Source organism: Amycolatopsis sp. CFH S0740 (assembly GCF_004522315.1).
GTDB classification, from domain to species: Bacteria; Actinomycetota; Actinomycetes; order Mycobacteriales; family Pseudonocardiaceae; genus Amycolatopsis; species Amycolatopsis nivea.
On record NZ_SDLS01000012.1, the window covers coordinates 121,912 to 142,989 of the forward strand.

The window sequence follows — 21,078 nt, forward strand, 5'->3', positions numbered from 1 at the left end:
GCCCGCTGGTATCACTTCTGCGAGTGACAAGCCGAGATCTCGCAGGTCGAGCCACACCCGTCGTCGGTCTGGCAGGCCATCGCCTCCGGCCGGACCCGGTCGGTCTCCACCTGCACGTCCAACTCGAACACCTGCGGTGCTTCCATCAGAGCCGCGGTCACCGAAATCACCCCCTTCCCTTTCCTGTCACAAATGGTTCCCGTTCGCATTCCAGAGAACGCGAAGTTTGCGTTAGTCGGCAGGCTTCCTCGGAGTGCTGGTGTTTTCGAGGAAAAGTCCACGTTTGCGAAGAATTGCCTGGCACGCCTCGCAGCGGTTCTTGCCCTCCGGTACCTGGATCACGGTCGCAGGCGCACTGCACACCGCCCACCGGATCCGCAGGCCCCGAAACACCAACGGCGGCGCAGAAGACAGCTCGACCGCGTGCAGTGAAGCAGTGAAATACCCGGGATACCAATGGATAGTGCCACCCGAATCGCCCTGTCCGCGGTCGTCGTCCCGAGGTGACCGAGGCGGCGGCTCCCAGGCTTGCAGCCCGGCCAGCAGGCGCTCCAGGGTTTCGAGGTCGACCGGACGAAACTGCCCGGGATCTGGGGGCTGCTCGCCCCCTTGCTCAGGCGCGAGAACCGGTGCGGTCATTTCCGAGCCCGTTCACGCTGCTGCGCATCGGTACCCAACGGACTGGGGCGGTCGAAGTGGAGATACCCAATCCGGATCACGAACACCACCGCGCAGAGAATGACCAATGTCCACTCCCACATGGAGGACTCCTTCACTCGATGGCAGAGACCAGCCGAGACGGAACTCGATCGCGCATTTCCCCGAAGATCGTATTGCCGTTCAGAAGTCAGGCGCGCCAGCTCCGCGCGGCCTGCGTCGGTCAGCTCGACACGAACGCTGATGCCGCCATCCAGAAAGTGGTGCGGCGCCACCGCCAGCAAACCCTTGTTGATGAGGCCATGCGGGGCGAGGTTGAGGTAGGACGGCAACGGACGTCCCTCATCCACCATGAGATCACCGTGCCGCGACAGGCCGCCACGATCCGCGCGGCGGAGAACCTGCCAGCGAGCGATGTCGGACTCAGCAACATCACGCAGCCGTCCGGCAGGCTGGCCGCCTGGGTGCTTCACAGCCAACGAACCGCAGAGCGTCATCACGCTAGCCCTCCGATCGCTCGGTAAATCTCCGTGCATTGTGGACACCGGCGGGCTGCGTCGGACGATGCTTCTCCGTCTCCGAGCCACGCGCCGCAGGCGGCCACCGGCACCGGGCCGTCGAAGGAAGTGATCAACCGCGGCTGGCCGTCGCATGTCTCGCGCAAGTGCGCGAGGTCGTCGTAGTGGCGGTCGGGTGCCCACGTTGTTGGTTGCGTCAGAACGCGCATTACGCAGCCCTCCGAGTCCCCGGGTCTGAGGGCCGCGCGGCGGGCGGGTGGACCGCGCGGCCCCCGGCGTGGGCTGACGGCGAGTCGGGGGATCGATGCCGTGCGCTCGCCCACGCCTGGGAAGACGCACGGTGGCGAGGAGCGCTCTCGCCAGGCAGGTGATCAGTCCTGCTCGTGCCGTGCGCTGCTGGCGCCACGCCTGCGCACCTCGTTGTGCGCCGCCAGCGGTGGTCGGGGTCGTTGTCGCCTGGCTGCTGCCGTTCGCGGCCGAACCGGTCTGCCACGGTGAGGTTGCAGTCCAGGTTGGTCTCCGGCTGGTTCGCCGGGAGCACCGCGCCCGAATCAGCGGCTGGTACGCGGCGGGGACGGGGGCAGACGCGCCCCGGCCCCGCCGCGGGCAGAGCCTGGCCAGCCCGATCGGGGTTCCGTCCGCCGGACGAGGCGTGCCGCCCTGCGGACGAAGAGCTGGCCAGGGAGTCATGGAGACCATGCAGGAACCTGCGCACGAAGCCAGGCGAACGGTGCCGCGCCCTCCGAGAACCGCACGCCCCGCGCACCGGCCGCTGACTGCGGCAGGCGCGATCCCGCTGGGCCACGCATCCCGAACACATCGGGAACGGCGGGCACACCATCGGTGCGGGAAAGATCATCCGGCCGCACAACGCGCGGAAGCCCGCGGCTTCGGCCGAGCAGATTGCCCGCCCCATTTCGTCGTCGTAGACAAGGTGATCCAGCCCGTCGTCCTGACAGGTCACCCAGATGACGTGCTGCACGAGCGGCTCCGGACGAAGGTCGCCGGCCGAGTCTTCGTCTTTTCGGTCGCTCGCCTGCATGGCGCCCTCCCGTCCGTCTGCGTTCGTGTACGTGCCGTTGATGACCATCGGGTGAAGCAGGGGCGCATTCGCAGGCCAAACCGGGGCCATTACCGGCCGGATAGGGGCCACCCGTTCGTGCGCCGCTTCTCACCGTGACGGAATGGCCGCCGACCTGGGATGACGTGTTCTGCTTGGCGTACACCGCTGCCCTTGGAGCGGTCCCGGGCCAAACAAGGGCCATTTGGGGCCAGATCGAGGCCACTGGCGCTTGTCGCGCGCGTGAGCGATGGTTGCTGGCTACGGTGACGGCAGGGAGGAACGGGATGGTCGACAGAACACCACGTACCCGGCTGGAGCAGCTGCTGTTCGCGCGTCACCTTTCGCTGGGTGATTTCGTGCGTGAGTTTCCCGAGCACGCCAAGGAAGCCGGGATCCACGCGCATACCTCGGAGCGAACGGCGAAGCGGTGGCTCCGGGGCGATCCGAGTACCCCGCGGGCGGAATCGTGCCGTGTGCTGGAGAGCTGGTTCGGCGAACCCCTGGAGGAGCTGCTCGGTCCGCCGAAGGCCGAGATTTCCTCGCACCGCAAGTCCCCTCGGAGTGAACAGGATCTGATCGTGAACGCCGCTCGCCAGTCCGCCGAGCACGCCATCGAGTCGTCCTCGGCCATCGACCCAACCGCGCTGGAGCACCTGCACGCGTCAGCCGGGCGGGCCGCCCGCGCGTACTACATCACCCCGCCTCTGGAGATGCTGACCGAGCTGGTGCAACTGCGTGACACCGTCTACGACCAGCTCGACCGGACCCACAAGCCGCGCCAGCAGGCGGAGCTGTACTTGCTCGCCGGGCAGGTATGCGGGCTGCTGTCGTCGGTGTCCTGGGATCTTGGGCATGCCGACGTGGCCGAGGAGCAGGCGCGGGCCGCTCATACCTACGGCAACGTCATCGATCACCCGTCATTGCAGGCGTGGGCGCGGGCGTTGCAGGTCACCGTCGCGTTGTGGTGCCGTCCGCGCCGCGCGGTGTCGATCGCCGAGGGCGCGTTGGAGACCGCCCCTGCCGGTACGGCCCGGGTTCGCCTGCACAGCGTGCACGCCCGCGCGCTCGCCCTGATCGGTGCTCGTGACGAGGCCCAGGCCGAACTCGATTCCGCGGCGACTGAACTCGACCGAGCAGGCGAGGACAACTTCCTGGATGAGATCGGCGGCGAGCTAGCCTTCGATCGCTCGCGTGCTGCGTTGTGCGGTGGCGCGGCGTTCGTCGCGCTCGGCGATGGCCAGCGTGCCGAGTCCGAAGCCAGCCGCGCACTCGCGCTGTTCGACCAGATGCCCGAGGCACAGCGGTGGGGTGCGGGCGTGCTGGGTGCTCGTGTTGACCTGGCCACGGCCAGGACGTTGCACGGCGACCTGGCGGGTGCCCAGGACGCGCTCCGGCCGGTGTTCGAACTCGAGCCAGCTCGCCGAACCGAGGCGATCGCGCAACGGCTGCATGGTCTCGGCCGTCTGCTCGGGGCGACCCGCTACCGGGGTGCGGTAGAGGCCGGGAACATCGGCGAGGAGATCGAGGCGTTCACCGCCGCCAGCCTCTCCCGGGTAACCGCTCGCCCGGCCCTGCCGTCCGGGAACTAAACGATCGCCCGAGTAACACGCTCATTGGCTGCCGCAACGATCGCGTTCCCGCGCGTCCCAGGTGCCCAGGATCGCGTGCTCCTTGTCCGGCGCGATTCCTTGCTCGCTCGCCCGTTCGTGCGCGACGGCATCACCGCCGCTGCGAAGCCATGTCCAGGTGTCGGTCGCGGTGTCGCGGAGCGGCCGGGTGATCAGGCCAGCGCTGCGTGCCTTGGCGGAGTCGACGGCCCAGGCACCGCGGTAGGTGCGCCACAGCGGCAGCTCGGTCCACTGCGCGATGCCCTGCGCGACGAGCCATTCTTCGTCGGTGATCCAGGTGAAGGTCGCATCCGAGCCGGTCGCCTGCTGGCACGCGGTGAGGAAGTCGTTCATCGTCTCGCGTCCGCTGGCGGTCACGTTGAATGTGCCGACCGGCCCGTCGGCCGTGGCGGCGTGCAGCGCGAAGGTGGACACGTCGCGGACGTCGACGGGCTGGATGCGCCGGTCCGGTTGGCCGGGCGCGAGAACCCGGCCTCCGCGTGCGACGCGGTGAAGCCACCAGGGCAGACGGCCGACGTACTCGTAGGGGCCGAGGATGACGCCAGGCCGCAGCAGCACGGTGCGGTCGTGGCCGAACACCTCGGTGACGGCGCGCTCGCATCCGGCCTTGGTGAAGCCGTAGACCGACGGTCCGGGGTCGCCGTCGAAGCCGAAGTCCGGGCCGGCGTCGCTCGGACAGTCGAGCACCCTCGACTCTTCGGTCAGAGGTTCGACCGGCCAGCCCTCGTACACCGACACGGTCGAGATCAGCACGTACCGGCCGACGACCGGTTCGAGAGCCTTCGCCATCGCGAGCGTCTCGCGCGGGACGAAGCTGCTGGTGTCCACCACCGCGTCCCACGGGCCATCGGCGGCCAGCCGGGCGAGGTCGTCGGGGTTCGTGCGATCACCGCGAATCGTGGTGACGCCAGCTACCTCCTGTCCGGTCTGGCCGCGCCGGAAGGTCGTGACTTCCCAGCCGCGGGCGAGAGCATCTTCAACGACGGTGCGGCCGAGGAACCAGGAGCCGCCGAGCACCAGCAATCGAGCCATACAGTCATACTGGCGAATGCCTCGGCGGTTGCGCTATGCGCCCCGGTGACTACCGCGTCACCACCTCGCAATGACGAGTTGCTGATCGGACATGACTCGCAGTATCCGGTCTGGATGCCGAGCCGAGCAGGATATGCCTTTGTCGGTCACCGCTTCAGGGTGGGTAAGGCAGGTTCGACACCGACGTACAGACCTGGTAGGACGTGCCCCCAGACGGGTGACGGCGCGAGCCGCGGTTGTCCGATCGGGAACGCTTCGTGGTCGTGTCAAGGGGGGTGTCGTCGTGCGGCGCACGACATCGAAGTCAGGGGTCCGCATGGCGCGGGTCGGCGTGCAGTTGCGACGGAGCCGGATGACCTCCGAAGGCAACGACGAGCGAGGTGCGCGAGATGAGTGACGGCCGACACGCTCCCGGGCCGACCGCGGAGTTGACGACTGTGGTCTACGCGCACGCAGTGATCGCTCGTCTGCTCGGGGAAGAGTTCCTGCTGACACTGCGGCATCGCGAGCAGCGGTGGCACATGCTGCCTGGCGGTGCGATCCATTCCGGGGAGACCGTCTGCGGTGGCCTGCGCGCGCGCCTGCGTGAGGTGCTGGGTGCCGAGGTCGGCGACCTCGCCTTCCACACCGCGATCGAGGACGAACCGCGGCCCGAGGGAAACTACGTCAACCTGGTGTTCGACACCTCGCTATTGGGTGCCGACGATGTCGAGGTCGTCAGCGGCAGCGATCTGTGGGAAGCCGTATGGATCCGGTGGGATGACATCCCGGAGACCGACCTCTACCCGCCGCTGGTGCGGCGACTGCTTCCGGTAGGCACGCTCCGTGATGAAGCCTGGTGGCCACCCGAGCTCAGTTCGGCCCCGAACGATGACAAAGGCTGACCTCAGCGCTACTCGCTCACTCGCGTGAAGATCAACTACCGAGCGTTAACCCGCAGTTATTTTGTCGGCCTCCTCTGTAGGATTTGGACACACAAGATGATGATGCGGGTTTGTGACCGACGCCGGTAGCGTGGCTGGTTCATCTGTCTCGGCACGTTAAGGGGAACGTGCGATGCGACCGGGGCGTGGGGGTGCTGGACACCAACGATCTTGGTGTGCCACGCGGTCACTGCGGTCCCGCTGGCGGCTTGGAATCCGGCGTTGGCGGGCGATCAGGGGAGGGCTGATGCGCGCTAACGATTGGACGCTGGCGGTCGACACGTACAACATAGGCAAGCTGTTCCACAGCAACTGGGATCTTGCGGTGCTCGCGTTGTTGCGAGACGGTCCGCGCCGCCCACGCGACCTCGCGCGGATGGCCGCCGAGTGGCCATTCCTCGATCGCTGGAACGGCACGAAATCCACCCTCAGCCCCAGCCGGATCACCGAGGCGCTGCGCGTGCTCACCGAAGAGGGCCTGGTGTACAAGACCACCCTCTCCGAGGGCTGGGATCGCTCTGTCGAGTACGGGCTGACCGAGGCTGGCACCGAGTTGCTTCCCGTGCTGGAGAGCATGCAGGCGTGGCTGCGCCGCCACGCCGAGCTGTTCGAGAACGCTGACGGCTCCCCGCGACACCGCCGCGCAGGGAAGACGCGCTCCGCAGGCCGCCCACGAGCGTCGACGTAACGGAACGCGCACGGGCTTAGTCCACTTGCCGGTAGTTTGACCGCGCTCTGTGACCGAAGTTACTCCAAGCGGGTGGATTTCCCCGTTGACCGGCGCGCCGGTCAACGGGGCGGGGCTGGAAGTTGCTCACGAGACCGCGTACATGTGGGGTAATCGATTGCAACCGCAGGTCAGAGGGTTGGGAGGTGGGGTATGTCGAGGTTCGCAAGATCGACAGCGGAACTAACCGGACTTGCGGATCCGGTTCATGGGGCGCTACCCGATGTGGACCAGCACGCTCCGGCCCGGCACGGCGGATCTGGGGGCACCGGTCTGTCGGGGGTCGGTGCCCTCGATCTTCTTCTCGGTGATCGGCGGCCCGTTTGCGTTCACTCCGGAGGTACTCGTGGTCTCGATGGTGCCGTGGGCAGTCGGAGCGGCAGGTCTGGTGGCCGGGCCAGCGTTGCTGAGGCTCGCGGAGCGGACGGTCGGCTCGCCGCTGACGGTCCCGGGCCTCGGCCGCACCGCGATGCTCGTCGTGGTGTCGACGGTGACCGCGGCGCTGTGTTGGGCGGGGTGGTTCCGGTTCGGGGCGACTCCGATCTGGCTCGCGTGGTGCTGGGCCTGCGCGCTCGGATGCGCACTCATGCTCACCGACCTGCGTTGTCGGCGACTGCCGTTTCCGCTCGTGGCGGCGTTCGTGGGCGGAGGCGCGGTGGCTTTGCTCGGTGCCGCGGTGATCGAGGAGCGTTGGTCGCAGCTCGGCTTCGCCTGCGGGGCGGCGGTCGTGGTGTTCGCGCTGGCCGCGTTGGTGCAGGCGTGGGCACCCAACCACACGGGAGGTGGGGACACCGCTCTGTACGGGGCGCTCGCCCTATACCTGGGCTGGTTCGGCTTGGAGGGGCTGCTGCGGGGACTCCTGATAGCCAGCGGGCTCACCGCGGTGGTCGCGCTCGTGATCGCGACGTGCTCCAGACGCATGAATTCGCAGTTTCCCGCCGGGCCGCCACTGCTGGCCGGGGCCTTGGTCAGCATGCTGTTCGCGTAGCTGGCTAGCCGCGCGCAGCCGACGGTAGGAAGGTCAACTCGGACATCGATATCGGAAGCACTGGGGAGGTACTCGTGATGATCGTCGGCACCCGTCGTTGGTCCCAGCTCGTTGCCCTGGCAGGTGCGGCTCTGTCGCCCATGTTGGTGGCGGGCTGTAGCGGTGGGGATGCTCCGGCACCGACGTCGTCGCCGACCCTGTCGGCTCCCTCTCAGTCCCCCTCGGCGCTGAGTACGTCCGAGCAGGACCAGCGGCAGGCGGTCGAGACCGCATACACCCAGTTCTGGCCTCGGTCGTTGGCCATTCCGAATACGCCAGAGAATACGTGGCGGAACGCAATGGCAGCGATTGCGGTAGATCCGCAGCTATCCACGACTTTGGAAGCGATGCACCGCAATAAGCAGGTTGGCGTGAAGCCGTACGGGGATGTCACCACGCGCATCAGCCACGTCGAAGTCCGTGGTGACCGGGCGACGGTGATCGACTGCCAGGACGGATCCCGCTCGGGACAAGCGGATGCCGCAACCGGTGACCGGAAGACCGTTGGCTCACCGCAAATTCCGATCCATGCTCAATTGACCCGCGATGCAGCGGACGGTGAGTGGAAGGTCTCCCAGCTTGAATATCCCGGCGGGCAGTGCTGATGGACATCCGCAACGTATTCGTCTGCTCAGTCTGTGCGCTGACCTTCGTCGGCGGGACGATCGGACTTGCCGGGCCATCGCAGGCTGCGGACCAACCCAACCCCAATGACGATGGCCAGGTCATTGTCGTACCCAATAACACCGACCAGTTTGGCCAGTACGCGCCGCCCAAAATCGACATGCAAGCGCTGGAGAAGCGGGGGCAGGCTCCGGCCCGGCCCGGTGGCCCGCGGCCGAAGTCCGGTCAGGATCGGCAAGTCGGTGTTGGCGGGACTGCGGAGCCCCCGAGCGGAATCCCGCCCGGATGTTTCCTCGGCGGATTCGGCGTTGGCGCTCCACCAGGTGGTGGCCGCCCGGGTGGGAGCGCGTTCGGGATGCGCTGCCTGCCACCTCTTCCGGCCGAGCCCGCGCCAGAGGCGCCGGCCGCTCCACCATTGCCGACTCCGGCAGAGCTGGCGGCACAGGCGTTCGAGCAGCTTCGCCTTCCGCTGCCGGTACCGCGGCATTCGCCGGATGTGCGATTGCCGGACGGGCGGGACGCCACGATCGTCGGGGAGAACACCTGGGTGTGGACCGCCCGCGGCGTCTGGAAACCCGCCGTGCAACGGGTGCAGGTCGGGCCGGTCTGGGCCGAGGTGACCGCGACCCCGGTGGGCATGACCTTCAACTCCGGCACCGGCGGCTCGACGTCGTGTGCCGGTCCGGGCACGCCGTATGACCGCTCGTACGGCTTGCACGCCGCCAGCCCGGACTGCGGGTTCGTCTACACCCGCTCGTCGGTCGGGCTACCGAACGACCAGGCCACGGCGGAATGGGCGATCCAGTGGTCGGTGAGCTGGGTCGGCTCGGACGGCACCGCCGAAGTCGGCGGGGACTTCCCGCAGATGAGTTCGCGGGCCGCGGCCTCGTTCGCGGTCGCCGAGGTGCAGGCCCTGCGCGCGAACTGACGAACAGGACGTTGACAACCGCATTCTGCCAAGTATTCGGGGCTCGCATTCTGCGGAAATAACGGCAACAACATTTCCGGAATGGGGAAGGAGTTACCCCAGTGGGTACTGCTGTGTCTTTTTCCCGGCCACCGCAGCCGCGCAGCGGCAACTCGGTCGGCGCGGACCCGGCCGAAGGCGGCGAAGGCCCGCGAGTGCCTCGGCGGCGCCGCTGGTGGCTGCTCGGCGTGGCCGTCGTGCTGGCCGCGGTGGTCGCGTACGGCAATTACGCGCTGATCGCGGGGCAGGACGAGCGGGTCGACGTGCTGGTGCTGACCCGAGCCGTCGGGTGGGGCCAGCGGATCGGCGACGACGATCTCGGCGTGGCCAAGGCGGTCCCGGACCAGCGGCTGGCCTCCATCCCCGCCAGCGACCGAGCCGGTGTGGTCGGCCAGATCGCCCGCTCGACGCTGCCCGCGGGCACAGTGCTCGCCCCCGGCCAACTGTCCGCCCAACCGGTACCCGGGCCAGGCGAGCGCTTGGTCGGGTTGCCGGTGAAGCCGGGACACCTGCCCGCCCGCGGATTGACACCCGGAGATCTGGTCCAGGTAACCCCGGTCGCGAGCGGCACCGGCACCGACGCGAGCCAAGCCGTCGCGAGCACGGCCGGGCCGTTCCGGGCGCGAGTGCTCGGTGTCGGGCCGCCGGATTCCACCGGCGCGGTCACGGTCGATGTCCTGGTCGGCGCGGACACCGCGCAGGCCGCAACCAGCGCCGCCGCGGGCCAGGTGGTCCTGGTCCAGCTCGGCCCCGGCGCCTAAAAGCAACTGCTGTCTCCGAAGGGTGGTGAGGGTGTTGGCAATGATCACAATCGTCTCCGGCAAGGGAGCACCCGGTGCGACCACGACGCTGGCCGCGCTGGCAGCGGCCTGGCCCGCGCCGGTGCTGCTGGCCGACTGCGACCCGGCCGGAGGCGACCTCGCAGCAGGCTGGCTCAGCCAGTGGGTCGTCGACGGCACGATCCGCACCGACCTCGGGGTGCTCTCGCACGCCACCGCGACCCGGCACGCGACCGCAGGTGACCCGGCCACCCTGCTCGACCACGTGCAGACGGCACCTCCGGCCCGGCACGTCGGGCTGCTGGCCGGGTTGAACGCACCGGGCCAGCACGCCGCCGTCGGCACCGCTGGGTGGACGCGCCTGACCGCGGCGCTCGCCGCGTTCAAGACCACGACCGGCCATCCGGCCGACGCCCTGGTCGACGTCGGCCGCTACAGCGCGCTCACCCCGTGGCCGCTGCTGCTCGCCGCCGACCTCGTGCTGGTGGCGGTACGCCCGACCCAGCGGCACATCCTGGCCGCGCGCCCGCTGCTGGCCGAACTCGCCGAGCGGATCGTCCCGCAACGGCTCGGGCTGGCGGTCTGCGCCACGACCCCAGCGGGCAGCCGGGAAGTCCGCGCGGCGCTGGGCCGGGAAGCGGGCGTGCAGGCCGTTGCAGACACGCGAGCAGCGGCGGTGTTCTCCGACGGCGCCGACGCAGGCGCGCTTCCGCGCCGGTCGCCGTTGCTGCGCAGCGTGCGCCGCGCGGCGCGGCGTCTGCATGGCACCTACCACCAGTACACCCCTGCGGAACTGCGCACACCGGTCGCGCCGATCTCGCCGAGCGTGCTCACCGGAGGTGCTCGATGACGTTGCCGCACAACGGTTACTGCCCCACCACCGGCCCGACGCCCCTCTATCGTCCGGCCAACCCGTCGTCCCCGTTCGTCAATTCCCCGGGGACCGGGCCAGCAGCGCCGCCAGCGCCCGCAGCACCGCAGGACGGCGCTGCGGGCGGCTACCTGGACCCGCAGGCCGTGCGGGCGATCCGGGAGTCGGTCGCCGCTCGGCTGGAACGTGTCGCCGCTGGGGAAACGCAACTGGACTCGCCGTTGTCGGTCGAGGAGCAGCATGCCCGGGTGCGCGCCTACGTGGCTGAGGAAGTCACGGCCTGGGTGCAGCGCCGCGCCGCCGCGGGCCAGGCGCCGCTGCCGGTCGACGACGAACGGCGGCTGGTGCGTGCGGTGGTGGCGGCGCTGTCCGGGCTCGGCGCGTTGGAGGAGCTGCTGGAGCGCGAGGACGTGGAGAACATCCACGTGCACGGCTGCGACCACGTCTTCCTCGAACTCGCGGACGGCTCGATCGAACGGTGGCCGCATCCGGTCGCCGACACTGACGCCGAGCTGGTCGAGATGCTGGCGGCGATGTTCGCCCGCCAAGGGCAAACGTCGCGCGAGTTCAACGCCGGTCGCCCGCTGGGGAACATGCGGATTCCTGCCGGTGGCCCACTCGGGGCGCGGGTGGCAGCGGTGATGGAGGTGTCCGACCGGCCGCGGGTGGCGATCCGCCGCCACCGCCTGGTCGACGTTAGCCTGGACGACCTGGTCGCGGGCGGCACCCTCGACCCGCTGCTCGCCTCGTTCCTGCGGTCCGCCGTGCGCGCGGGGTGCAACGTGATCGTCTCCGGTGGCCCCGCTGCCGGGAAGACCACCTTGTTGCGCGCGTTGTGCCGCGAGATCCCCGACGCCGAGCACGTGGTCACGGTCGAGGAGGAGTACGAACTCGGCCTGCACATCGGCCCCCGGCCGTTGGTCACTCCGCTGGAAGCCCGCCCGGCGAACTCCGAGGGCATCGGGGAGATCACCCTGGACGACCTGCTCAAGCAGACGCTGCGGCACTCGCCGAGCCGCGTGATCGTCGGCGAAGTTCGAGCCGGAGAGGTCACTGCCATGCTCCGCGCGCTTGGGAACGGGGCTACGGGTGGCATGTGCACGCTGCACGCCATTTCCGCGTCGGCAGTGTTCGACCGGATTGGCGCGCTCGGGCAGCTCGCGGATCCACCGCTGGCGATCGAGGCCGCGCACCAGTGGACCGCCTCGGCGATCGATCTCGTCGTGCACGTCGCCCGAGCCGACCATCCCGGGCGTCGGGAGCGGTTTGTTTCCGAGGTGATTGAGGTCGGCCCGGTCGGTGATTCCGGCCGCCCGGACACCACCCGCATCTTCGGCCCTCGCCCGTCCGATGGGCGCGCCGTCCCGGCTTACGCGCCCAGCGCCGACTTGCTGGAGCGGTTGGAGCGAAACGGCTTCGACCGCGCCGCGCTCGACGCCGTCGGTTCCGGCACCTGGCACACCGCTGGCCTCCCGGATGGAGGTCTGCGATGACGACAGTGTGGCCCTGGCTGCTTGGCCTGGCGGCGGTGCTGGCGGTTGCCTGCGCCGTGGCCGCGTTCCTACCGCCTGCGCCGCAGCAGCCGGACGAGTCCGCTCGAGCAACCGTGCCGAGGGGGTTGCTGAATTGGCGAGCAGTCGTCGTCCGGGTTCCGTTGCGCCGGGTGTTGGTGGCCGTGGTTGCGGGCGCGGTGGTGTGGTGGGCCACCGGCTGGCCGGTTGCCGCGATCATCGCCGCCGCCGGAGTGATCACGGTGCCGATCCTGGCCCGCGGACACGACGCCCAGCGGCTCATCACCCGGCTCGATGCGCTGGCGAGCTGGGTGCGGCGCCTGGCCGACGTACTCGCGTCCGGCGCCGGTGGTCTGGAGCAGGCGATCGCCAGCTCCGCGCGCACCGCGCCCGACGCTTTGACCACCGAAGTGGAGACCCTGGCCGTGCGGCTGCACACCCGCGGCCTGGAGCAGGCGTTGCGTGCGTTCGCCGAGGACGTCGGCGACGAAGCCGCCGACGAGGTGGTCCTTGCACTGATCTTGCGCTCGCGCGCAGGCGGGCGCGGCCTGGTCGACATCCTCGACGCCAAAGCCACCGCCCTGGAACGCGAAGTGGTGGCGCGCCGCGACATCGAAGCCGACCGCGCGAAACCCCGCACCGACGTGCGCGCGATCCTCGGCATCACCGCCGTCCTGCTGGCCGGGCTGGTGTTCTTCGCCCACGAATTCCTCACCCCCTTTAACGATCTGCTCGGTCAGCTCGTGATGGCCGGGATCGGCGGACTGCTCTGTGCGGCCGGGTGGTGGATGCACATCCTGACCCGTACACGCCGCCCGGCCAGGCTGCTCGGCGCGGCCTCGCGCACCCCGGTGGGTGCGCCGAAACCGAAGCGGAGGGCGGCCGTGGTTTCCCCCGCCGGGGAGGGGGTGCCGCGATGAATCCCGGCTTCACTGCTGCTGTGCTGGGCGCGCTCGCCGGGATCGCCGTCGTGTGCGTGATCCTGGCGCTGGTGCGTCCCGCCCCGGTCAACCTGGCCGCCGCAGTCGCCGAGCTGGACGAGGCCGCCGCGCGCCGCGCTGACGGCGTGCCGCCAAGGAGTCGGTGGTCGACGCGGCTGGAACGAGTCGCCGGCTACTCGGCTCGGTCGTCGAGCCGCTGGTGGGGCATCCCCACCGCCGACCTCGACGTCCTCGACCAAACGCCCGAGCGCTATGTAGCCCGCCGCCTGGCCTGGGCTGCGGGCGCCACCGCGGTCGTTCTCACGGTAGCGGGGCTGGCGTGGTTCGGTGGCATCGGTTTTCCCGCCACGGTGGTGGTGCTGGCCGCAGTGATCGCGGCCGTGGCGGGCTCGGTAGTGCCGGTGCTGGCCGTGGGCGAAGACGCCGATAGGGCGCGCGAGGAGTTCCGCCGCGCGACTGCGGCCTACCTCGACCTCGTGGCCCAGGAACGAGCCACCGGCCGCGCCCCGAGCCAAGCGCTGGGCGAAGCCGCCGCGGTCGGTGACTCGTGGGTGTTCGCCCGAATCAGCCGCACGCTTGGCCGGGCGATACGCGCGGGGCACACGCCGTGGGAAGCCTTGTCCCGGTTGGGAAAGCGGATGGGCGTGGTCGAACTCGCCGACCTGGCCGACATCCTCGCCACCGCCGCCGACGGCGCCGCTATCTACTCCACGCTGATCGCCAAAGCCGGTGCGCTGCGCTCGGCCGCGCTCGCCGCGGATCGCGCCGACGCTAACGCCCGCTCCCAACGCCTGGCGCTTCCGGTGGCGCTGCTGCTTGTCGCGTTCCTCCTGCTGGTCATGTACCCGGCCATGATCAGGCTCCTTGCTGGAGGCGCGTAGTCGAACCGAGACCGAAAACCGTCGCGGGACAACAGATCCGCAGTTTACGTGAAGGAGATGACACCGATGCCAAAGAAAGTCGGCCACATAATCACCGGCACGCAGCAGCGCCCTGCGCAGCTCGTGCTGGTCTTCACCGGCCTGGTGCTGGCGCTGGCCAGCACTGCGCAAGACCGCTGGGCGCGGGTGCGCGCCTCCGGCGACCGCGGATCCGAGTCGGTCGAAAAGGCCGTGCTCGTGGCCATCGGCCTCGCCGTGGTGATCGGGCTCGCCTTCGCTATCCGCGCGGTAGTCCAGAAATACCAAGGCCAACTTCAGTGACCAGTGCGATCAGATCGCGCCGTGCCGGTAGCTGGCATGGAGAAGAAGAGTACGAAGGGAACGATCGGGATGGCTACGACCGAGGAGATCGAACGCCGTGTCGAGGAGGCCGACGCCGCCCGGAGCGCGAAACGCTCGGCCGCCGCGAAACGGATCGGCGAACTCGCCCAGCAAAGGGCCTCGATCGCGGAACAGCTCAGCAACATCGAGCGCGAACTCGGCGACGTGCTCGCCGAATCCACGGACGTCATGGACATCGCCGAGTTGGCGCGCTTCACCGACATCCCTGCGGCGGACCTCAACCGATGGCTCAACAGCCGGAAAACTAGCCGCCCCAAGCGGAAGAAGCCCGCCGGGCGCGCGTCGAGCACGAAGGGCGCCGCGAACCAGGCATCGTCCACACGAGAGATTTCAACGGCGGACGCGGCGGCCTCCCGGCGTGAATCTCCCGCGTCCGGTAACGGCTCAGCGAACGCGCCCGAGCCGGTCACCACGGAGGTGCGGTGATGCCGCTGCGCGGCCTGGGCAACGACACCGGCTCCGAGTCGGTGGGACTCGCCGTGCTGTTCCCGGTCGTACTGCTGCTGATCCTTTCGGCGGTGCAGGCCGGGTTGTGGTGGCACGCGGACGCCGTCGCTAACCAGGCAGCCCAAGCCGGAGTCGACGCCGGTCGCCCGGTCGGCGCCACAACCACCACGGCGGCGCAGGCGGCACGTTCGTTCGCCACCCGGGCCGGGAGCGGCGTGCTCACCGCCCCCAAGGTGCAGGCCGCAGTCACCGCGGAGAACGTTCAGGCCACTGTGTCGGCGACCGCTCCGCGCCTGCTGCCCATTCCGGGCCTGGACATCGAGGTCTCCGCCACGGCGCGGGCCGTGAAGGAGCGCTTCACCGTGCCCCTAGCCACGGGAGGTGGCTCATGATCCACGGTACCCGCCGTCCTGCATCGTCGCGGTGGTGGAGTGATGCGGGTTCGGTCAGCGTCGAGGCCGCCGTGCTCGTACCCGCCGTGCTCTTTGTCGGGCTGCTGATCGTCGCGGGCGCTCGTACTTCCTCGGCGCAGCAAGCGGTCGACAACGCTGCCACCGCCGCGGCGAGGGCCGCTTCGATCGCCCGCGGGCCGGCTGCGGCACAGCAGGCCGGAGCGGCGGTGGCCCGGGAACGGTTGGCGCGCGAGGGCATCACCTGCCGCGAGTCCAGCGTGTCCGTCGATGCCAGCCAGATCTCGGTCGGCCGCGTCGGGCAGGTCCGTGCCAGCGTGACGTGCCGCGTCCCGCTCGGTGATCTTGCTTTGCCCGTCCCGGACGGCACCCGAACGATCACTGGTGCCTTCACCAGCCCGGTCGACCCATATCGAGGCATCCCATGACCAGGCGAGTCGCGCCACGGGACGCCGGTTCGGTCAGCGTGATGGTCGCGGTCCTCGTGCCCGCGCTGCTGCTGGTGCTCGCCTTGGTGATGGACGGTTCGGCGCGGCTTCGGGCGATCGCCCGCGCCGACGTGCTGGCGGCTGAGGCGGCACGTGCGGCCAACACCGCCGTGGACACCCGTAGCTCAGCCGTGGGGGTCGACACCGCGACCGCCGCCCGCACCGCGGCTGATTACCTCGCCCGCGCTGGACACCCCGGCCAGGTCACCATCACCGGCCCCCGCGCTGTCCGCGTGACGGTCACGGTCACCGAGCCCACCACCATCGGCCTGCTCGGCGGCAGCGCGCAGGCCACCGGCACCGCACTGGCCCAGCTCGGCGTCGGCACCCGAGACGGCGGCCTGCCATGACCTCGCCCGCGGCTCAGCGGCTACGCGGCGTGCTCGCCGCGCTGGCCCTGCTCGCCTTCGTCGTCGGGATCCCTTGCGGACTCCTTGCACTCGGCGCCGACCCCGCCCGTCTGATTCCCGACCACTGGCCAGATCTGGCTCCGATCAGCCAATGGCCCGAACGAATCTGGAACACCCTGCGGTGGGCGTGGCTCACCGGCGACCTCGTCGTCGTCCTGCTAGTTGTCGTGGCGTGGGCGGGCTGGCTGCTGCTCACCTTGTCCGTCACGGCCGAAGTGATCCGCCAGACCAGGCAGGGAGTTCGCACCGCCCGCGGTGTTCTGGCCCGGGTTCCGCGCGGCCGATGGCTCGCCGGACTCGTCGCCGCGGCGCTGGTACTGATCTCCACCGGCACCGCCACCGCCCTGCCCACCACCAGCAGCCCCGTCGTGGCAACCGCCCCGCACCGGCCTCCACATCAGACGCACGCCACCGCCGAGCCGGTGCTGGAGCAGACAGACTCGCCGGCACAGCGAGCACCGAGCCGGACTTGGGTGGATCCGTCCGTACGGCCGGACTGTCCCCGGATCCCGGTACACGAGGGCGATACAGCGTGGGGCCTGGCCGAGTACCACCTCGGCAACGGCCGCCGCTACCACGAGATCGCCACCCTCAATGCCGATCGCATTCCCAACGTTCACGAGCTGTACCCGTACGACGTGCTCCTGCTGCCGCCGGATGCGGTGAACTTGCCCGCAGACGCCCCGAAGGCCAGGTCGAGCGCGTGGACCGTACCGGTGGAGCCCGGCGACACCCTCTCCGCCATCGCCGGTCGAGAACTCGGCGACCCCGACGCCTGGCCCGCGCTATTCGACGCCAACCGCGGACTCGGCCAGCCCGACGGGCGCGTCCTGCGCCACCCGGACCAGCTCCTGCCCGGCTGGCAGATTCACCTCCCGCCCGCCGCACCAACACCCGCCGCACCGCAACCACCCGCCGCGCCACCCAGCCCGGTCCCACCGTCGCCCGCGCCGCCGAACAGCGCACCGACAGCGCCAGCGTCACCCACCAACTCGTCGCGCCCGGAGCAGGACAAAGGCGCGCAGGCTGACCAGAACACGCCGGTGGAACTTCCCGGCGGTGGGCTAGTCGGGCTCGGCCTGGCGTTGAGCGTTGCGGTCCTGCTCGTCCTGGCTCGGCGGCGCCGCCGAGCTCGCCGCACCCCGACCGGCCAACTCACGCCAGTCGACTACCACCCCGGGCCTCCCGATCCCGCGCAGCCCGGCTCGGTGATCGCCACCCTGGACCACGCCGCGCAGCGCAGCACACACCGTCACGACACCGAGTCGGACGAAGACGAGGACGAGGATGCCCTCGACCGCAGCAACGGGGCCGACGCCCGCACGGCTGGACGACGCCGCGTCTGGCCGCCGCCCGCGCCGGGAATCACCGCCCACACCGGCACCACCGCCAAGGTGCTGGATCTGTCGGCCACGGCCGGGCTCGTGCTGACCGGTCCGGGTGCGCCACCCGCTGCCCGCGCCGTGTTGGCCACCGTGCTGGCGGTCGACGCGAGCTACCCGGCCCAGGCAGTGCTGGCTGACCCCGCCGCCGCCGAGCTGGTCGCCGGAGGCGCTGACATGGCCGCGCTGCAGCAGGCTCCCGGAGTCGAGGTCACCGCCGACGAGGCCGCGGCACTGGCGCGGCTGCGGACCGAGCTCGCCCGCCGTACCCGGCTGCGCGACGACGACCAGCTCGATGCCGACCTCCACTCCGACGAAGGCCGCCAGGAGCGGTCCGGCGAAAGCGCGGAGCCGGTGCCGCTGCTGCTGGTGACAGCCCGCCCGTCCTCGCAGCATCGGCGGGAGTGGGCCACCCTCCTCGACCAAGGCCGCCCGGTCGGCGTCCACGCCCTGCTCCTGGAGGAGCATCTTCACGAGGCCGGCGACTTCACGCAGCTGACCCTCGACGCCGACGGCACCATCACCGCCGCCCACGGCCCCGGCACCGAATCGGTGGTCGGAGCGCGCGCCGAAACCCTCACCCCGGCCGAAGCAGGCGAGATCTGGCACCTGCTGGCCGACGCCCGCACACCCGAACCCCGCCAACCCCGCGACGACACCACCCTTGAGGACCACGCGAAGGCGGACAACGCCCCGGGCGACCCGGGCGTGAACTCCGAGACCGCCGCCAGCGCCCCGCACGACACGGCGCACGCCACGACGGCGGCCGAGAATGAACCGGCCGTGGTGGTGCAGCTGCTCGGCGGGGTGCGCGTGCACGCCCGCCGCAGTCACGTCCGCGGCCTGCGTACCCGCGGACGCGAAGTCCTGGCCTACCTCGCCGCCCACCAGTACGGCACCACCGCCGACACGCTGCGCGAGGCCGTCCTGCCCGACCAGCCCGCCGCCCGGCTGCACGAGGCCATCTCCTACGCCCGCTCGGCCCTGCGGAAAGCCACCGGCGAGAACGAGGCGATGTTCGTGCTCGCCGAGTCCGGCCGCTACCGCCTCGACTCCGAAGCCATCACCGCCGACGTGTGGGAGCTGGAAGACGTCCTTACCCGCGCCCGAACCACCAGCGACCCCGACACCCGTCTGGACGCCCTGCGCCGCCTCGCCCGCGTGTGCCGGGCCGGAGCCCCGCTGGACGGCGCACCGTACTCGTGGGCCGAACCCGTGGCCGAGCACTGGCGCAGCCAGGCCGTCGACGGCCTCGTCGCCCTCGCCAGCGAAGTTCGCGAGCACAACCCCGACGAGGCGCTCGACGCGCTCGCCGCGGCCATCACCTGGGATCCCTATACCGAAGCCCTCTACCGCAGAACCATCGCGCTGCAACGCGACCTCGGCCGTCTCGACGCCGCCCACAGCACCTACCGGTGCCTGCAAACCCGCCTGCGCGAGATCGACCTCGAACCCGATCCCGACACCACCGCACTGCTCGAAAAGACGCCCGTCCCGCAGTGATAATTCACCGCTTCCGCTCTACATAAAGGTGTGCTCCACTGCGGTCCAGGACCACAACGAAATACTCAGCAACGGCAAATCAGGTGCACGCAATGAAGAACTCTATTTTCTGTCGACACAACCGCATCACCACACTGCGGCGACGGACAAGAAAGAGGCGTACGCCCACATTCCACTTCATCGCAACGAGCGCAAATCTTCCGGCGAATACTCGCGACACCGGCATCCCCAGCGAGGGAGAAGCAGCCGTCAATCCCGATGTCAGTGAGGGGTCATCCGGGCCGTCATCCTGGGTGTCGAAGGCACGTCGTCTTAAGGATGACCCCCCACTGACCCCCTTGCACCCCAAGGCATCGCAGCTCAACCCGCCTTGCGCCGAGTGACCGACGAGCCAGACTGGTCACGATAACCACTCCGTACGTGCTGCTCACCTCACATGCTGCTCACCTCCCTGCGGCTTCCGCCGCTGTTTTGTGTCGCATTCTGCGACACAAAACCATTCCGCCGAAAAACGGCAGAATGTCGCCTCAATTCGTGCCGCACGCTGGTTTCTTACGCGCGCGCGGGCGCGCATTCGCGCACGTCACGCGCGCTACGCGGGTAGGCAAAAACCCCCGAAAAACCCGCGCCCGGCTATTGCGTGCCCTACCGTGCCGAGCTAGCTTGGAAATGCCATCGGGAACGGAAACCGCAAAACCCGACAATTCCGCGCCCCGCCCGAAATATGCCCGAACGACAAACGGGAAAACGCATGAGCACGTACGCCCAATTTGTGACCGCGTCAAACCCCAATGGAATCTGGCTCGGCACCCTCCAGCGCGACAGCTACCCCGCGGGTGTGGCCGCGGTCGGCCCCGGGCGCCTAGCCCTGACCGCCACCGACCCCTACACCTTCCGGGACGCGGTCGAAGACCTGCTCACCGCGTGGGAAGACGACGGCCACGGCGCCGCAATCCGCCCGGAACATAGGCACGACACCCCGCCATGCTACGCCGACTACGCGTACGTTTTCGACCGCGGGCAGGTCTGGATACACCACCCCAGCGGCCGGTCGTGGCTACGAGCTACCGACCACCCCGACGTGAAGGCCGCACTCACCCGCAAGTAAATCCACTGTGGACACTTAGGAGGAATTATGGCGGAGATCATGCTCGACTACTTTCGGGTACTCGAAGGCTACGAATTCGTACCCGATGCCGACGGCGAAACGTTCCGCAGCCCCGGCGGCCAGGTGTCGGTGACCATCACCGACCGCGGAGGCTCACTAGCCGTCACCGCCCTCACCGGCGACCGCGCCCGGCTGATCCGCTGGACAACCCTGATCAGCGGCGCGCCCGCCGAGGTGCTCGACGTCACCCTGCGCGCGGCCGAACCCGAACTAGCCAACTATGTCCACAGTGGACAAAATACGGCGGCGGGAACCGTGCGCCCCGGGCGACAGTGGGCCAACCAGGAAATCGCGGAGGCGCTGACCCGGGCTGCTGACCGCCGGTACCCGGCCTCGCGTCCCCGCCCGCCCGCTGGCCCGACCGGACAGATCTCGGCGCACGGCATCTGAACCCGCGAGTCCACAGTGGATAGAACGAGGTGAAACGACCATGAACGAGGCGTTCAAGGCTGGCATGAAGGCGCTCCGCGAGCACATGGCCCGCGAGGTCGAGAAGGCGCCCGTGCCCCCAGGCGACGTGCTCGCCCGCACGATCACCCGGCGCGACGTTCAGCAGTACGACGTCTACTTCATCTGGGGTCCGGGCCGTGACATCACCAGCCGGACCGATTGCGGGCACGGCTACTACCTGACCGATTCGTGTCCCTGCTGCGACGCCGACGACGACACGGAAACCTGAGTCCACAATGGACCGAAGTCGCACGACCGCCCCCGTGAAA

23 protein-coding genes are annotated in these 21,078 nt (G+C 69.6%); 20 read left to right on the forward strand and 3 right to left on the reverse strand.

The genetic code is table 11. The annotated features are described in order from the left end of the window. Window positions 1–11: 11 nt before the first annotated feature. On the reverse strand, window positions 12–161 hold the full coding sequence (locus EIZ45_RS46150) for an FxLD family lanthipeptide (protein ID WP_167756515.1): 150 nt from the start codon (window positions 159–161) through the stop codon (window positions 12–14). Between the two features lie 474 nt (window positions 162–635). Next, window positions 636–1,157 (reverse strand): hypothetical protein, encoded by a 522-nt coding sequence (locus EIZ45_RS21470; protein WP_134666142.1) that lies wholly within the window; start codon window positions 1,155–1,157, stop codon window positions 636–638. A gap of 1,365 nt (window positions 1,158–2,522) precedes the next feature. Between EIZ45_RS21470 and EIZ45_RS21475 the strand changes: the two genes are divergently transcribed. Next, the gene (locus EIZ45_RS21475; RefSeq protein WP_134666140.1) at window positions 2,523–3,827 is read left to right on the forward strand and encodes a hypothetical protein; all 1,305 of its coding nucleotides are present in this window, start codon (window positions 2,523–2,525) and stop codon (window positions 3,825–3,827) included. Window positions 3,828–3,848: 21 nt separating this feature from the next. Here the strand turns inward: EIZ45_RS21475 and EIZ45_RS21480 are convergent, their stop codons facing one another. Next, on the reverse strand, window positions 3,849–4,898 hold the full coding sequence (locus tag EIZ45_RS21480; protein WP_205670092.1) for an NAD-dependent epimerase/dehydratase family protein: 1,050 nt from the start codon (window positions 4,896–4,898) through the stop codon (window positions 3,849–3,851). Window positions 4,899–5,335: 437 nt separating this feature from the next. On the opposite strand from EIZ45_RS21480, the gene EIZ45_RS21485 reads away from it, so the two are divergent. The 19 genes from EIZ45_RS21485 to EIZ45_RS21575 all read left to right on the forward strand — a co-directional run bounded on the left by EIZ45_RS21485 (window position 5,336) and on the right by EIZ45_RS21575 (window position 21,038). Then, window positions 5,336–5,782, forward strand: a complete 447-nt coding sequence (locus EIZ45_RS21485; protein WP_134666137.1) for an NUDIX domain-containing protein — start codon at window positions 5,336–5,338, stop codon at window positions 5,780–5,782. A 286-nt stretch (window positions 5,783–6,068) separates the two neighbouring features. Continuing rightward, window positions 6,069–6,509, forward strand: a complete 441-nt coding sequence (locus EIZ45_RS21490) for a helix-turn-helix domain-containing protein (protein ID WP_167756516.1) — start codon at window positions 6,069–6,071, stop codon at window positions 6,507–6,509. Between the two features lie 247 nt (window positions 6,510–6,756). Then, window positions 6,757–7,536, forward strand: coding sequence for a prepilin peptidase (locus EIZ45_RS21495; RefSeq protein ID WP_240690763.1), 780 nt, complete (start codon window positions 6,757–6,759; stop codon window positions 7,534–7,536). 74 nt (window positions 7,537–7,610) lie between these two features. After that, on the forward strand, window positions 7,611–8,180 hold the full coding sequence (locus EIZ45_RS21500) for a hypothetical protein (RefSeq protein WP_134736065.1): 570 nt from the start codon (window positions 7,611–7,613) through the stop codon (window positions 8,178–8,180). A 434-nt stretch (window positions 8,181–8,614) separates the two neighbouring features. After that, complete coding sequence (locus tag EIZ45_RS21505) at window positions 8,615–9,127, forward strand: hypothetical protein (protein ID WP_240690762.1); 513 nt, start codon at window positions 8,615–8,617, stop codon at window positions 9,125–9,127. A gap of 101 nt (window positions 9,128–9,228) precedes the next feature. Beyond that, window positions 9,229–9,927 (forward strand): SAF domain-containing protein, encoded by a 699-nt coding sequence (locus EIZ45_RS21510; RefSeq protein WP_134666129.1) that lies wholly within the window; start codon window positions 9,229–9,231, stop codon window positions 9,925–9,927. A gap of 40 nt (window positions 9,928–9,967) precedes the next feature. Next, complete coding sequence (locus EIZ45_RS21515; RefSeq protein WP_134666127.1) at window positions 9,968–10,795, forward strand: hypothetical protein; 828 nt, start codon at window positions 9,968–9,970, stop codon at window positions 10,793–10,795. Next, on the forward strand, window positions 10,792–12,309 hold the full coding sequence (locus tag EIZ45_RS21520) for a CpaF family protein (RefSeq protein WP_134666125.1): 1,518 nt from the start codon (window positions 10,792–10,794) through the stop codon (window positions 12,307–12,309). The genes EIZ45_RS21515 and EIZ45_RS21520 overlap by 4 nt, the downstream gene beginning before the upstream one ends. Next, on the forward strand, window positions 12,306–13,247 hold the full coding sequence (locus EIZ45_RS21525; RefSeq protein ID WP_134666123.1) for a type II secretion system F family protein: 942 nt from the start codon (window positions 12,306–12,308) through the stop codon (window positions 13,245–13,247). Before EIZ45_RS21520 ends, EIZ45_RS21525 begins: the two co-directional genes overlap by 4 nt. Next, window positions 13,244–14,149, forward strand: a complete 906-nt coding sequence (locus EIZ45_RS21530) for a type II secretion system F family protein (protein WP_134666121.1) — start codon at window positions 13,244–13,246, stop codon at window positions 14,147–14,149. The genes EIZ45_RS21525 and EIZ45_RS21530 overlap by 4 nt, the downstream gene beginning before the upstream one ends. Before the next feature lie 66 nt (window positions 14,150–14,215). Beyond that, window positions 14,216–14,470, forward strand: a complete 255-nt coding sequence (locus tag EIZ45_RS21535) for a hypothetical protein (RefSeq protein ID WP_134666119.1) — start codon at window positions 14,216–14,218, stop codon at window positions 14,468–14,470. Between the two features lie 36 nt (window positions 14,471–14,506). Beyond that, window positions 14,507–14,977, forward strand: a complete 471-nt coding sequence (locus EIZ45_RS21540; RefSeq protein WP_240690761.1) for a hypothetical protein — start codon at window positions 14,507–14,509, stop codon at window positions 14,975–14,977. Beyond that, complete coding sequence (locus EIZ45_RS21545; RefSeq protein ID WP_134666117.1) at window positions 14,977–15,390, forward strand: TadE family protein; 414 nt, start codon at window positions 14,977–14,979, stop codon at window positions 15,388–15,390. Before EIZ45_RS21540 ends, EIZ45_RS21545 begins: the two co-directional genes overlap by 1 nt. Continuing rightward, on the forward strand, window positions 15,387–15,836 hold the full coding sequence (locus EIZ45_RS21550) for a TadE family protein (protein WP_134666115.1): 450 nt from the start codon (window positions 15,387–15,389) through the stop codon (window positions 15,834–15,836). Before EIZ45_RS21545 ends, EIZ45_RS21550 begins: the two co-directional genes overlap by 4 nt. Then, window positions 15,833–16,246: a hypothetical protein gene (locus EIZ45_RS21555; protein ID WP_134666113.1), complete on the forward strand. Its 414-nt coding sequence runs from the start codon at window positions 15,833–15,835 to the stop codon at window positions 16,244–16,246. Before EIZ45_RS21550 ends, EIZ45_RS21555 begins: the two co-directional genes overlap by 4 nt. After that, window positions 16,243–19,191, forward strand: a complete 2,949-nt coding sequence (locus tag EIZ45_RS21560) for a BTAD domain-containing putative transcriptional regulator (RefSeq protein WP_134666111.1) — start codon at window positions 16,243–16,245, stop codon at window positions 19,189–19,191. The genes EIZ45_RS21555 and EIZ45_RS21560 overlap by 4 nt, the downstream gene beginning before the upstream one ends. A 772-nt stretch (window positions 19,192–19,963) precedes the next feature. Then, window positions 19,964–20,299 (forward strand): hypothetical protein, encoded by a 336-nt coding sequence (locus EIZ45_RS21565; RefSeq protein WP_240690760.1) that lies wholly within the window; start codon window positions 19,964–19,966, stop codon window positions 20,297–20,299. Window positions 20,300–20,326: 27 nt separating this feature from the next. Next, window positions 20,327–20,749, forward strand: coding sequence for a hypothetical protein (locus EIZ45_RS21570; RefSeq protein ID WP_134666107.1), 423 nt, complete (start codon window positions 20,327–20,329; stop codon window positions 20,747–20,749). Between the two features lie 40 nt (window positions 20,750–20,789). After that, window positions 20,790–21,038, forward strand: coding sequence for a hypothetical protein (locus tag EIZ45_RS21575; protein WP_134666105.1), 249 nt, complete (start codon window positions 20,790–20,792; stop codon window positions 21,036–21,038). The last annotated feature ends 40 nt before the right edge of the window (window positions 21,039–21,078 follow it).

Coding starts and splice junctions, on each gene's coding strand:
- EIZ45_RS21570 (WP_134666107.1), top strand. CDS start 20,327: ATGGCGGAGATCATGCTCGACTACTTTCGGGTACTCGAAGGCTACGAA.
- EIZ45_RS21520 (WP_134666125.1), top strand. CDS start 10,792: ATGACGTTGCCGCACAACGGTTACTGCCCCACCACCGGCCCGACGCCC.
- EIZ45_RS21540 (WP_240690761.1), top strand. CDS start 14,507: ATGGAGAAGAAGAGTACGAAGGGAACGATCGGGATGGCTACGACCGAG.
- EIZ45_RS21490 (WP_167756516.1), top strand. CDS start 6,069: ATGCGCGCTAACGATTGGACGCTGGCGGTCGACACGTACAACATAGGC.
- EIZ45_RS21480 (WP_205670092.1), bottom strand. CDS start 4,898: ATGGCTCGATTGCTGGTGCTCGGCGGCTCCTGGTTCCTCGGCCGCACC.
- EIZ45_RS21575 (WP_134666105.1), top strand. CDS start 20,790: ATGAACGAGGCGTTCAAGGCTGGCATGAAGGCGCTCCGCGAGCACATG.
- EIZ45_RS21495 (WP_240690763.1), top strand. CDS start 6,757: ATGGGGCGCTACCCGATGTGGACCAGCACGCTCCGGCCCGGCACGGCG.
- EIZ45_RS21515 (WP_134666127.1), top strand. CDS start 9,968: ATGATCACAATCGTCTCCGGCAAGGGAGCACCCGGTGCGACCACGACG.
- EIZ45_RS21560 (WP_134666111.1), top strand. CDS start 16,243: ATGACCTCGCCCGCGGCTCAGCGGCTACGCGGCGTGCTCGCCGCGCTG.
- EIZ45_RS21530 (WP_134666121.1), top strand. CDS start 13,244: ATGAATCCCGGCTTCACTGCTGCTGTGCTGGGCGCGCTCGCCGGGATC.
- EIZ45_RS21475 (WP_134666140.1), top strand. CDS start 2,523: ATGGTCGACAGAACACCACGTACCCGGCTGGAGCAGCTGCTGTTCGCG.
- EIZ45_RS21535 (WP_134666119.1), top strand. CDS start 14,216: ATGCCAAAGAAAGTCGGCCACATAATCACCGGCACGCAGCAGCGCCCT.
- EIZ45_RS21525 (WP_134666123.1), top strand. CDS start 12,306: ATGACGACAGTGTGGCCCTGGCTGCTTGGCCTGGCGGCGGTGCTGGCG.
- EIZ45_RS21555 (WP_134666113.1), top strand. CDS start 15,833: ATGACCAGGCGAGTCGCGCCACGGGACGCCGGTTCGGTCAGCGTGATG.
- EIZ45_RS21545 (WP_134666117.1), top strand. CDS start 14,977: ATGCCGCTGCGCGGCCTGGGCAACGACACCGGCTCCGAGTCGGTGGGA.
- EIZ45_RS21550 (WP_134666115.1), top strand. CDS start 15,387: ATGATCCACGGTACCCGCCGTCCTGCATCGTCGCGGTGGTGGAGTGAT.